The organism is Litoribrevibacter euphylliae, from assembly GCF_042646085.1.
GTDB classification, from domain to species: Bacteria; Pseudomonadota; Gammaproteobacteria; order Pseudomonadales; family Litoribrevibacteraceae; genus Litoribrevibacter; species Litoribrevibacter euphylliae.
On sequence record NZ_JBHRSZ010000002.1, the window covers coordinates 42503 to 55365 of the forward strand.

Sequence of the window (12863 nt, forward strand, 5' to 3'; positions counted from 1 at the left end):
AATATTTAGCATGTAGCGTATGCTACTCTTTACTGCCGCGTAGGCAGCATAGACACCAGAGCCCTTCTTTAAAGGCTCTGGTGTACTCCATATCTCTCTGAATACTGCCATTGTTTCGTATCTTTTAAATTTCGTAGACTAATCGCGCCAAAGGTCATGCAATTTATTAAGCGGTCTTTTTCCTGAGCATCGTTACCTATGCGCTGCTCAATCAAAATTGAATAACTGTTGGTTGCCCAGAAAGACACGCTAGATAAAGCCCTCCCTTCTTCCAAATCAAATGCCATATCAAAAAGCGCCCCCGATGGTTTATGCTCACCGCTGGTATGCCATGCATGAAAAACAGGCTGATCACTCTCATCCTCCAAATTAAGAAAGTAATCCGTTGATGGCATCGAAACACGAAACCGGGTTTGCCCCTGTAACAGATAGGTATGATGACAAGGCTTCTCCCACCAAATACTGGCACCAAGAGAATCACGCCGATTAATGAGTACTTCATTCAAACGCTGATGCTCCAAATCCACTAGGCGGTTGTGAATATCCAGCTCTTCGCTTTTATTGATCCGAGGAATTGAGCGAATTGTTTCGTAATGCTCTGGTAGTAAAACGGCATTGAGATCGTGACTGCTCAGTTTTAATGTTTCTTTCTCAAACCCTGGCCGACAAAATGCAACGTCACCGGGTTTGTTCAGCGCTCGGTAATTGGTATTCAAAAGAACAAGGTTGGCTTCAGTCGCTGGTATACGTCGATGACGATTAATTCGGCCAGCAAACTGAATAATCGACCGCATGGAGCTGGGTTCTGCAATTCCCCAGGAGGCATCCCAGTCCCGCCCCACTTCCATCACGCTCGTACCTAACACAATAAAAATATGATGCTGAGCATCAGAATGTTTCAAAGCCTGATGAATCTCAGAATGCTCCCACAACGCCTCTGGGTTATGACGATCAAAAACTCGATCTAATACATGTTCCATCGAAGAACGGACAATCAATGGTTGTTGCCCATGATAAACACATAAGTGAAGCTGATACCCTTTCTTGACTGGTTGCTGAGCAATATACTTTGCTAACGCCACCAACGGGTTAATATTCGCCATTCGCACCAATCCCAAACTAAGGCTCTTCGTACCCTCGTTATTGCTTTCCTTATGGATATCGTGCAACTGATAAATACAGTCTAAAACCGTATTCCCCATTGACCGAATAACGTCACTGGCTTCAGTGGTAGTAATCGGAACATTGACCAACTTGGATCGCTGGGTCACTTCCGCTTTTAATAACTCTTGAACACGGTCATCGATAAACTCTTGATGACAAGACTTGAACGTTTCTGACGATGAAACGTTTGAGCCTGTGCTTTGAAACTCATCAAACCACGCACAACAGACTTGATCCGTTTGTTTGCCCCTTGCTTGATTAAAATGCTGACGCCCTTCTCTGTAACTATCAAACAAGGCATGTACAGTATCGGGCGGCAAAGTAGCGGAGGATAACAACACTCGCGCACCTAGCATTCCAGCCCAGTTCACCATGCGTGTTAACGCCCAAGTATCTTCAACATCAAAATCATCAGGCTCATCCAGAATCAGATCAGACGTCAATAAGCGCAACATAGGAGCAATCTGTTTGCCACCGCGCTGAGCCTCAGTAGCCGGCATTAGATGATCTATTGTGCTAACCAAAATTGGCGCGTTGAGTAATTTCTGTAATTTAGGGCGATTAGCTAACCAAGGCTCTAGCGGGCCATCAGATTGGTAGCCGTTATAGATCACATTTTGGTTAAGCTGCAAGATATCCGTTTCTGACTCTGAACCCGTATCAATAGCTTTGTCTTGAACATATTCCGCCTGATTTTCATCATACAATTGCTTAACCGCTTGAGAGCCTATCAATACTGCAAGCTCCTCATCAGTCACTCTAAGCCGAGATTTTAACGCCTCGCCTGTTTGTAGAGTTAACGCTCTTAAACCCAGAGCAATACTGAATCGGCACCCTGCCTTACGTGATGACAGCCCATACATAATTTTGGCATTAGCCAGCGTTTTGCCCTTGCCAGTAGAAGCCATGTTTACACCAAAGAAACCGTTTTCTTCAGACTCTTCAGCCAGTGACACAGCTAAATCAGATGCTTTGTTCTGCCACTTAAATGGTTTTGCCTTACTTCGCTCTTCTAAGGCACGTACCTTATTCAGCGAAGGCAAACTTACTTTCAAGTCTGGCAAGGCATTAACAAACTTGAGTGTATTTCTCTGAACACCAATCAAATGTTCATCTAACTTTTGTTTAAACTGCCCTGTGTCTCTATCCGTGTTCGCATAGATAGAGTAATTCTTATCCTGATCCTCTGGGTTAGCATCCTGCGAAGAATAATGGTGATCGGCCAACATCAATGATAAGCGAGACAAGTGCAAAGTGAACTTGTCATTCAGATAATTAGCATCGGCAGTCAAAATCAAATACCGCAACGTCCTGTCGGAGATCTTTCTGGCCTGAACACACCAATTTAAGCTTTTAATTGGCGAACGATTGTTAACATCCCACACCTGTTTAAAGTCCGACTTTCTCCAGCCTTCTTTTTCACATTGGGGCGAGTTCCAGCTCGATTTCAAATACTTAGTAAGATGAAAGTCTGTATGTTTAAACGGAACAGATGATTCTTTCCTAGTATCTTTACGTTGCGGTAATTTATGGTGAGTCAGAATTAACCATGCAACCGTTTGAGCCATCGGAGGTAATGTTTTAAATGGGCTTGGCTGTGCTTCCTCAGACGAATCCTGAATCAGCTTATTCCAAATACCCTTTTCATCCGACGGCTGAATCAGACTTAGCTTTTCTAACCAACATCGATCATTCAAACTGTCGCCTTTCTTAGACGACATCACAAAGGCTTCAAACATCCTCAATGAAACCCACTCATGACGATAAGGTTCTGACACTGGCGTTTTTTGAGTAGCGTCGATCTTCTTCTGGAATAACTTATTTGCCTTTCCAAAGTCATGAAACAACGCAGCAATTGAACTAAGTAACCGAATAGCCTCCAAGGTATGCCATTGACTTTCTACTGGGTGAACTTCTTTGTCTGTTGTGTTTACAGGCACTCGGCCTACCTCATCAAATTTGTCTCTCTTCCCCACCACCCACAGCAAATCACTTCTCGAACGCGACCGAACCCAATGGCAGCTCACCGCTGTACTTTTACTGGCCGTTTTTCTCAATAGTTTCTTAACCGCATCCAAGCCTTCTTGGGTAATCACCGTTTGCCAGGTGTTATCACCAATTCGATCAGCGAAGGCATCCAATACTCTGCGGGTTTTCTTGAGTGCATTCTTTTCGCATTGAGAAACGAAGATCACCATCATGGTTTAATTTTCCCTTTTAAATATGGAAAATTCGCCATAGTTAAACCCAAATACTTACAATTAGTCATAACACAACATCCTCTTCTGGCTCGCCCAGCAAAGCCAACTCTTTAACTTGATCGAACATGTATTCGAGGGATTTATGTTGAGTAAAAGCCAATAAGCATTGCTGCCGGAATTCTTGTTCTGTGGCGTTTTCTTTAGCACAGATGAAGGCCCAAGGCAGAACAATGGCATCTTTAATCAGATCGGCAATATCGAAGACCAAGGCACCGCGTCGGGTTTTTCCGTGCATAACCGCAAAGCCATGAGGAATACCCAACACCCAGAGTGTGGTTGCGGCTAAACCGTAAGCTAAGTAATTCCCGTGGTTCAAGAAAACGTTGGCTTTGTCAGTGCTTTCACGCTGACGTTTGAAATCACCAAAGTCGATGGTATTAACGATGTATTTATAAAGTGATTTGGTAAGCTCAGCTTCTGTTAGTAGGAGGTCAGCATGTTTCGTGGCAGCCCCCAGGCGATCTTGATAACGAATCAACGCGCTTTGGAGATCAGAGTCTTCCAAACAGAAACCTTCGTTTTTCAGGTCACGATCTTTACTCCACACCATTTGTAAGTATTCAATTCGGGCCTGTTGAATGTGTACTCCTGCCGCAAAGCGTTCTTTTTCATCGAACCAAAAGCTTAACCAGCCTTGCAGATACTGAGTGGGTCGATACTCACTTTGCGGTGTCATCCATTCAATTTCTGTCGCCATAAGAAGCGGTGTTCCGCCGCCACCACAAAAGCCGACCAATACACCCGCTTGTGCCAGCATTCTCATCGCAGCCTGAGTAATGGAGGTTCCGGTGCCAAGTAGAATGACCGTGGTATTAGCAATGGGGATGTTGTAATAGAGGTTTTGTTTGGTGGCTTCGGTGAGATACAAAACACGGCCATCTTTCTGCATTACCCGACAGTGCTCCAGGTAGTAAAGATTGGCGCGATGGGAATGAAGAATGGCTTTGAGATCAGTCAGCTGATCCATCAGAAAATCCTTTTAGTATTGTTCTTAGAGGCTCACAATTCCGTGTGAACTTAATCAACACTACCATACTCGATTGGCTTGTACATACTACATAGTAACCGACTTAAATTACTCTGTGCTAAATCAAGACCTGGCTTTTAAAATCTACTTACATGTGTTTTTGTGAGCCTTTAACAGCTTTTTTCTAGGGAAAGGGAAATCATGAGAAAGGCATCAGCCCTAACGCTATGCATTGTTTCCATAGCGTCAATTCTCGTAACTAAAGCCTATTTAACGTTTATTTTTCAGAAGTTTATATTGTCTGGCCACAGCATTGGTGTGTACGGCATTTATATGTACCTAGCCGTACTTTTGGTGACTGCGCTGTTGTGGTGGGTATCATTCAGAAATTACAAGAATCGAGTAATGGCGATTGTTTATTGGGTTGTTGCATTAGCACTTATGCCCGTTGTTATCTTCCAACCGACTTGGTGGGCGGCTCCCTATTAGGGAATCCCCTACCCCGCCCTCATCTTTAAGATCTCACCAACATCAATTTCATTCTGATACTGCACAAACTCACGCACCTTGGATTCCATCGCCAGAATCGACATGCGGTCAGCCAGTTCATTGCCTTCAACCCCCACATGGCCGTTTACATGAAGGATTTGAATTTTGTCTTTGAGGGTTAAATAGAGCGCATAGATGGTTTGAATGAGTTCGAGGTTTTTGATCTCGCCACCGGATTTCTTCCAGCCTTTGGCTTTCCAGCCCGGAGCCCATTGGGTGATGCATTGAATGGAGTATTTGGAATCGCAGAAGATGGCGACACTGTGTTCTTGTGCTACTTCTTGCTCTGCCATGATCAAGGCTTGATGTAAGGCATTGAGTTCAGCAGTGTTGTTGGTGCCCATGGGGTTGTACAAGCCATACCACAATTCAGCGATTTGGTTGGCTCGATAGACTGCAATGCCTGACCCTGCCTCACCTGGGTTGGGCTCACAGCCGCCATCGGTAAAGATCTTGGTATGAGCCGCCACAGCTTCAACTTCTTGGGCAGAATAGGTTTTCACTGAGGATTTATGACTATTTCCAGCGGGTTTCTTTGCGCTGGATGATGACGAAGACACAGAAGATCCTCCTTTGTAGGCGGCTTCCGCTTCGCCTTTTGTTTTGAAGGATTTGTATCGGGCGCCAGGAAATTGATCAACCTGCGCTTTGCAGCTGTTCCAATCAGTGTAAATACCTGGCTTTCGGCCCTTCCAGACCACATAAAACTTGGATGCCATCCAGAGAAACCTCGTTTTGGATTATTAGCGAGTGAAATTAGGTTGGGGAGTTATTGAGGCAACGACGATGGTTAACCTTGTCGTTGCCGGGTCGAGCTTCCATTCGAGCTGTTGAAAGCCAACAACTAAAGCTGACTTAGAAGTTCTTGCTTACTGCTTTCAGTTAAGTTTTTACAGAAGCGGTTAGCAGAACTCACACGGCATTGCTTGAGCAAATCTTCAGAGTAAAGATTATATCGTGCAATGGTGCCTTTATGATGTTTCAAACACAAAAAACGGTAGCCGCGGTACGTCAGGGCTGAGCCCTGTTCATGCAGTTTCGAGCCGGTTGAGAAACAGCCTTCCACTGCATAATCACCGGTTTCGTCGATATAGGCTTTGCGTCTCTTTTTGCTGATATCCGTCAATGACGTTTGAACCTTATAGATATGATTAAACTCTTCCGTAGACAAGCCTTTTCGCTTGTTCTTTTTGAGTAATTCATTTTCACAAGGCACATTGCTGATATAGAGTTTCCCCTTATCATCTTTACAGCCATAAGAAGCCGCCATTGCATTTACTGAAACAAAACTGCCTGCCGCTATTATTATCCCTGCGGTCATCATACGTTTTAACAACATTGACTAGTCCCTTAGTTTTCTCTTCGTATAATTATCGATTTATTCTGAATTATTTGTTTGGATCATCAAATGCCGATTTCGCTTTTTTATAGTCTACAGCTTGAACGGCTTTTGTTTTATCCACTGATTCGTAAGCTTTTTTAGTATCAACTCCGTCTTCAGAAACCGACTCTTGCAATTTCTTTTGATCAACGGATTGAACCGCCTTTTTAGAATCCACCGAATCAGATAGTTTACCGAAATCCAACGCGGTAGCGCTCATTGAAACACAAATCAGAGCCACTAATGAAACCATTTTATTCATGAGACTTCACCTCTAATACGCATTCAAACGCAGATAGTGAAAGTAAGTGTAAGCACAGATCACGTGTTCAGCTAGGTAGCTCAGACGGGTAAGCAGGTGCAATCCGACAAAGGGACAGATGATCACTCTCGCCAACCAAGTCGAGCGCCCACGCCATTTTTACTCGCGCACAGTCTGGGCTACTCTGTTTCACACTCGGGCTGTTGAACCATGAACGTTATCCGATGAAATTTCTATGGAGCGTCTTAATCTATTCAACATCCTCAAAGACTCACAATTCGAATAAGGAACGGCTATGACCGAGTCTGTTTATATTTTTGATGCGGTGCGAACTCCTCGCGGAAAAGGCAAGAAAGGTGGCGCACTCTATTCCATGAAACCTGTCTCTTTAATGGCAAGCGTTCTGAATGCACTCAAAGACAGAAATAATCTGGACACCGATCAAGTAGACGACATCGTACTTGGCTGTGTAACACCGGTTGGCGAGCAAGGAGCCAACATCGCGAAAACAGCGGCATTAATGGCAGACTGGTCTGAGCGTCCTGCTGGCGTTCAAATCAACCGTTTCTGTGCGTCGGGCTTGGAAGCCGTAAACCTAGCGGCTCAGAAAATCGCATCCGGTTGGGAAGATCTGGTGGTTGCAGGCGGTGTGGAAGTGATGTCCCGCGTACCTATGGGGTCAGACGGTGGTCCGATGGCGATGGACCCCCAAACCAGCTTCGATACCTACTTCGTTCCACAAGGCATAGGTGCCGATACCATTGCCACCATTGAAGGGTTCAGCCGTGAAGACGTCGACGCCTTCGCACTGAATTCTCAAAAGAAAGCAGCAGCTGCCTGGGCAGCAGGCGCCTTTGATAAATCCGTTGTGCCGGTGAAAGATCAAAACGGTGTGGTTCTTCTGGAAAAAGACGAGTTGGTTCGCCCGGATGCGTCATTGGAAGCTTTCGCTAACTTAAAACCGTCTTTCGCAATGATGGGCCAGATGGGCTTTGACTCCACGGCCCTTCGTAAGTACTCCTTCTTGGAAGAAATCAATCACGTTCATACACCGGGGAATTCATCCGGCATTGTTGATGGTGCAACCGCCATCCTGATGGGCAATGAAGCCAAAGGGAAAGAACTGGGCTTAACTGCTCGCGGCCGTATCGTCGCAACAGCCGTCACATCGACCGACCCAACCATCATGCTGACTGGCCCTACCCCGGCTACGGTTAAAGTGCTTGAAAAAGCAGGTATGACAGTAGATCAAATTGATCTGTTTGAAGTGAACGAAGCCTTTGCTTCTGTGGTGATGAAATTCCAAAAAGACTTGGGCGTACCGGATGAAAAAGTGAACGTAAACGGTGGTTCAATTGCTATGGGTCACCCGCTGGGTGCAACAGGTGCCATCATTCTGGGCACAGTGTTGGATGAACTGGAACGTCGTAACCTTCGCTACGGCCTATGCACGCTGTGCGTTGGTGGTGGTATGGGTATCGCAACCATCGTAGAAAATGTTGCCGTTGCAGATAAATCATCAAATTAATTGAGTGACGATTAAAGCGCTATTTTGGGAGAAACAATTATGACAACTGAAGCTATCCGTTATGAGATCGACGGAGATAACATCGTCACCTTAACCATGGACATGCCAGGCCAATCCGCCAACACCATGAATGCCGCTTACCGCGCAGCAATGGATGAAACCGTTGAGCGTCTGCTTAACGAGCAAGATAAGATTGCAGGCATCATCCTAACCTCGGCGAAAAAGACCTTCTTTGCCGGTGGTGATTTGAACGAGCTGATTCAAGTGACTGAGGAAAATGCCCCTGAATTCCATAACATGGTTGAAGGCTTAAAACGTCAATTACGTGCCATCGAAACTCTGGGCAAACCTGTAGTCGCAGCCATTAATGGCGCTGCGCTAGGCGGCGGTTGGGAAATCGCACTGGCTTGTCATCATCGAATCTGTCTGGCCGATGAACGCATCCAACTGGGCTTACCGGAAGTGACCTTAGGTTTATTACCTGGCGGGGGCGGTATCGCTCGTACGGTGCGCATGCTGGGTCTTGAGAAAGCTTTCCCACTGTTGATTGAAGGCAAGAAACTACGCCCGTCTGCGGCATTAAAAATGGGATTAATCCAGGACACCGCAGATTCCATTGACGAGATGATCAGTAAAGCCAAAGCGTGGATCAAGGCCAACCCTAAGAGCCAACAACCGTTCGACGTGAAAGGCTATAAAATCCCTGGTGGCAATGCCAACAACCCTAAAACCGCACAGATGCTTGCCATCGCACCGTCGATGGTGACCGACAAAACCAAAGGCTGTTATCCAGCCCCGGAAGCCATTGTGGCAGCCGCTGCGGAAGGCGCTCTCGTAGACTTTGAAACGGCGTGTACGATCGAAAGCCGCTACTTCACACAGTTAGCGAAAGGCCAAGTTGCCAAGAACATGATCGGCACTTTCTTCTTCCAATTAAATGACGTGAACGCTGGTAAGTCTCGCCCTCAAGGCATCGAGAAAACCACCTTCAAGAAAGTCGGCGTTATCGGTGCAGGCATGATGGGTGCAGGCATCGCCTACTCTTCGGCCATTCGTGGTTTAGAGGTCGTGTTGAAAGACGTTTCTCAAGAAGCAGCGGACAAAGGCAAAGCCTACTCTGACAAGCTTCTGACCAAACAAGTGTCTCGTAAGCGTAAGACCGAAGAACAGAAGCAAGAGATTCTTAACCGCATCACAGCAACCGCAGATCATAATGACTTTGCGGGCTGCGATTTAATCATTGAAGCGGTATTCGAAGATCGTGGGCTGAAAGCCAAGGTGACTCAAGAAGCGGAAAGCGTGTTACCAGAAGGCACCATTATTTCTTCAAATACCTCTACGTTACCAATCACTGGATTGGCTGAAGCGGTTGGCGACCCGACTAAGTTTGTGGGTCTGCACTTCTTCTCACCAGTCGATAAAATGCCGTTGGTAGAAATCATCAAAGGCGAACAAACCAGTGATGAAACGCTGGCTCACGCTTTCGACTTTGTTCAGCAAATCAAGAAGACACCGATTGTAGTGAATGACAGCCGTGGCTTCTTCACGTCTCGTGTATTCGCGACCTATGTGACCGAAGGCGCTGCGCTGGTCGGTGAAGGCGTAAATCCTCGTCGAATCGATATGGAAGCCACCAAAGCCGGTATGCCGGTTGGGCCATTAACTGTGACTGACGAAGTAACATTGACGCTGATGCAGCACATCCGTAACCAAGCCAAAGCAGATATGGAAGCCGGTGAGGGTGACGACATCATTTCATTGGATCACCCTGGCTTCTATGTGGTTGATCAGATGGTAAATGAGTTTGATCGTAAAGGTCGTGCCTCTGGTGCCGGTTTCTACGATTATCCGGAAAAAGGCAATAAACACCTATGGCCTGGTTTGAAAGCGCATTTCTACAAAGAGCAGGGCGATGCGGAGATTTCAAATCAAGACATTCAGGATCGTTTGCTGTACATCCAAGCCATCGAAACCCTGCGCTGCCTGGATGAAAACGTACTGACCAACATCGCCGACGGCAATATTGGTTCGATCTTTGGTTTAGGCTTCTCACCCGCCATGGGTGGTGCATTGCAGTTCATCAACCACGTGGGCACTCGTAAATTTACGGAACGTGCGCGTGAATTGACTAAACGCTTCGGTGAACGCTTTGAGCCACCCGCCTCTTTAGTGAAACTGGCAGAAACGGATGAGCCGTTAGTTTAGACGGGAGACCGTATACGGGAGACGCTGTAAGTTTATAGTGTTTCCCGTCACGCCATCAGCACGAATTATTTCTCGAAACTCAACACGCAAAAAACACGTATCTCAAAAAGCGAATTGCTTTATCTGAATGGTTCCTGCTTACAATACATCTCACTGTTCATCAAAACGCCTTCCCTACTCTTTCCAATTGTCAATACCAATTCTTACGCCCGCCAGTCAATTTTTGTAATGATAATACTTCTCATATAGATTATTATTGCGCTCCTTAGCAATCTGCCTACAACAAAAATCTATTCAAAAGGAGCGTAACGTGAGTAGTGAGGCTAACGCTGTATTAGATACTGACGTTATTGACCGGCCTGTAACAGACACGCCGAAAACGAAGACAAAAGCCAAGCGCAGAAAGAAGAAGATGACGACGCACCGAGCCGCATTTCTGGTGCACAGTTTCATCGGTCTTAAACTGTCTCTGCTGTTCAGTATTGTGCTTATCACTGGTGCCATTGCCGTATTTGCAGAAGAAATCGACTGGCTGTTTTACAGTGAAGTTCGCGTCTCTCCTGTCGGAGAGAAATTGAACGAAGGGGAAGTCTTCGACAAACTTAAGGCCGCAATGCCGGATGTTGGTTTAAGCAACTATATTACGGCCAATGATCGTGAATACTCCGCAGCTCAAGCCTTGATGACGCTTCCTGAAGGCGGCTTCAAAAAAGTGTGGATTGACCCTTACACCGGTGAGGTACAGGGTGTCACTAACTTCCTAACGGTTGGCGAGTTCTTCTCTATCCTTCATAAAAACCTGTTCATGCCACTGATTGGTCGCGCTTTAGTAAACGTTTTTGGCGTGCTTTGTTTAATCGGTTTGATCTCCGGCCTGCTAAGTTACCGGAAATTCTGGCGTGAATTTTTTAAGATGCCTCGTACCAATCGCAATCTACGAGTGTTCTTAGGCGACTTACATAAACTGATTGGCCTATGGTCACTATGGTTTGTGTTAATTATCGGGGTATCTGGGAGCTGGTGGTTCTATCAAAACCCACTGGTTCGTTACGATCTTGCCCCTCAGTTCCTGCCAGACCGTGTTATTGAGCCTCAATTAACACAGCAAGATCTTGAAAAACTGGGGTCAGGAATTCCAACGCCACTAAGTTCGAAAGAGATTGTTGAAGCAGTCAAAGAACACGATCCTGACTTCGTTCCGCACCTGTTGAACCCACCACAACACAATGGCCAGGCATATACTGTACGCGGTACTAAGCATGACTTATTAGTGTCTAAGTGGAGCAGCAGCTACTACGTTCACCCGTATACAGGTGAAATCATTGGTAAACGTCTGGCGGAAGACTACCCTGCTATCAGTCGCGTTGATTGGTCCATGATCCCCCTTCATTACGGTACCTGGGGTTATGATGGCATCGGTGATTTCCTGGTTAAGCTGGTTTGGTGCGTATTTGGGTTTGCCATGTCGTTTTTAGCTATCTCCGGCATGATTATTTTCTATAAGCGCACAAAATCTGCCACTCAGAAATTGCTACCAAAGCAAGGCTTTAAACGAACAGCCAAAAGAAGCTGGTTTGTGATGCGTCCTTGGGGCGGCCCTATGGGTGCCTTCAAATACCTGAACTGGTTATTCATCGCTGTCATTCTGATCGGTATCAGTATTGGCTTTAAGCTGCAGTCGGAAGGTACGTCAGGCTCAGGCTATCAATACAACACCAAGACCATCGGTAACTGGACACTGTCCATGAACGCCACCTTAGGTTTGCTTGAAAAAGACCTCGACCCTATTCAACCAGGCCGCTCAACCACCATCAACGTGTTCATCAAAGAAGGTGATCCGTCCGCGATTAAGTTCATGTACATGAAGACACGTAAGCCGCGTACTATGCGAGCTCCGGGTTCAGTGGTGCATGGGACTGTGGGTAATCAAAATGCCAACTTACCGGTTCCTAAAAAACTGAAAGATAACGCTAAGCTCTGGGTCACTATTGAAGACTGGGATGGCAATTTTTATCAAGCATCCTGGCCGCTTATGCCAGACGGCAAAGAAACCGTGGATCTACGAACTTTCAATAAAACGGACAGTTAACCAAACACCGAGCAAGAATCCCAACACCTATGTAAAAAGGCACGCCAACGTTCTGGTGTGCCCTTTTTGATAAGAGACAAACACAAATTTGCTAAAGGGATGCACTATGAAACCCACCATCAAAACACTAGCAACTTTAATCACGATGTTGACCGTCAGCAGCGTAAGTTATGGCCACTACCCGCTTTTAGATTGCCAGTACACCACTGATCAGCAAACCGAGAGTGAAGTCGTGCTTTGCGAAGCCGGTTTCTCCGACCGTTCAAAAGCTCCGAATGTGGTAATGGAAGTCTTTTCAGAAGACGATGAAGTCTTATCTCAAGGTCACACCGATGATAAAGCCATGTATCAGTTTGATCGTCCGGAAGGCGCGTTCTTTGTGATTATGGATGCAGGGCCTGGTCACGTCTTAGAAATCTCTGACGAAGACATCATCGAGTAACTGAACGAGATACTA

The 12863-nt window shown here is 46.1% G+C and carries 10 protein-coding genes; 5 read left to right on the top strand and 5 right to left on the bottom strand.

The window, feature by feature from the left end:
* Positions 1 to 68: 68 nt before the first annotated feature.
* Both cas3f and cas1f read right to left on the bottom strand, forming a co-directional pair.
* Entirely contained in the window at positions 69 to 3365 is a 3297-nt protein-coding gene (gene cas3f / locus ACFOEK_RS01955) for a type I-F CRISPR-associated helicase Cas3f (RefSeq protein ID WP_386715379.1), read from the bottom strand.
* A gap of 64 nt (positions 3366 to 3429) precedes the next feature.
* Positions 3430 to 4392: a type I-F CRISPR-associated endonuclease Cas1f gene (gene cas1f, locus ACFOEK_RS01960; protein WP_386715382.1), complete on the bottom strand. Its 963-nt coding sequence runs from the start codon at positions 4390 to 4392 to the stop codon at positions 3430 to 3432.
* Positions 4393 to 4593: 201 nt separating this feature from the next.
* Here cas1f and ACFOEK_RS01965 point away from each other — a divergent pair, with 201 nt between their 5' ends.
* Complete coding sequence (locus ACFOEK_RS01965) at positions 4594 to 4881, top strand: hypothetical protein (RefSeq protein WP_386715385.1); 288 nt, start codon at positions 4594 to 4596, stop codon at positions 4879 to 4881.
* A gap of 8 nt (positions 4882 to 4889) precedes the next feature.
* On the opposite strand, the gene ACFOEK_RS01970 is transcribed toward ACFOEK_RS01965, so the two are convergent.
* From ACFOEK_RS01970 to ACFOEK_RS01980, 3 genes are all read right to left on the bottom strand, one after another.
* A complete protein-coding gene (locus tag ACFOEK_RS01970; protein ID WP_386715388.1) occupies positions 4890 to 5660 on the bottom strand; it encodes a ribonuclease H1 domain-containing protein in 771 nt (256 codons plus the stop codon).
* Positions 5661 to 5785: 125 nt separating this feature from the next.
* On the bottom strand, positions 5786 to 6280 hold the full coding sequence (locus ACFOEK_RS01975) for a hypothetical protein (protein WP_386715391.1): 495 nt from the start codon (positions 6278 to 6280) through the stop codon (positions 5786 to 5788).
* A gap of 49 nt (positions 6281 to 6329) precedes the next feature.
* Positions 6330 to 6584, bottom strand: a complete 255-nt coding sequence (locus ACFOEK_RS01980) for a hypothetical protein (RefSeq protein ID WP_386715394.1) — start codon at positions 6582 to 6584, stop codon at positions 6330 to 6332.
* Positions 6585 to 6879: 295 nt separating this feature from the next.
* Here ACFOEK_RS01980 and ACFOEK_RS01985 point away from each other — a divergent pair, with 295 nt between their 5' ends.
* The 4 genes from ACFOEK_RS01985 (at position 6880) to ACFOEK_RS02000 (ending at position 12848) form a co-directional block, all read left to right on the top strand.
* On the top strand, positions 6880 to 8112 hold the full coding sequence (locus ACFOEK_RS01985) for an acetyl-CoA C-acetyltransferase (protein ID WP_386715396.1): 1233 nt from the start codon (positions 6880 to 6882) through the stop codon (positions 8110 to 8112).
* Positions 8113 to 8151: 39 nt separating this feature from the next.
* Positions 8152 to 10317 carry a 3-hydroxyacyl-CoA dehydrogenase NAD-binding domain-containing protein gene (locus ACFOEK_RS01990; RefSeq protein WP_386715399.1) on the top strand — a complete coding sequence of 722 codons (2166 nt, stop codon included), beginning with the start codon at positions 8152 to 8154 and terminating at the stop codon, positions 10315 to 10317.
* Positions 10318 to 10627: 310 nt separating this feature from the next.
* Positions 10628 to 12406: a PepSY-associated TM helix domain-containing protein gene (locus tag ACFOEK_RS01995; protein ID WP_386715402.1), complete on the top strand. Its 1779-nt coding sequence runs from the start codon at positions 10628 to 10630 to the stop codon at positions 12404 to 12406.
* Between the two features lie 106 nt (positions 12407 to 12512).
* Complete coding sequence (locus tag ACFOEK_RS02000) at positions 12513 to 12848, top strand: hypothetical protein (protein ID WP_386715405.1); 336 nt, start codon at positions 12513 to 12515, stop codon at positions 12846 to 12848.
* Positions 12849 to 12863 lie beyond the last annotated feature (15 nt).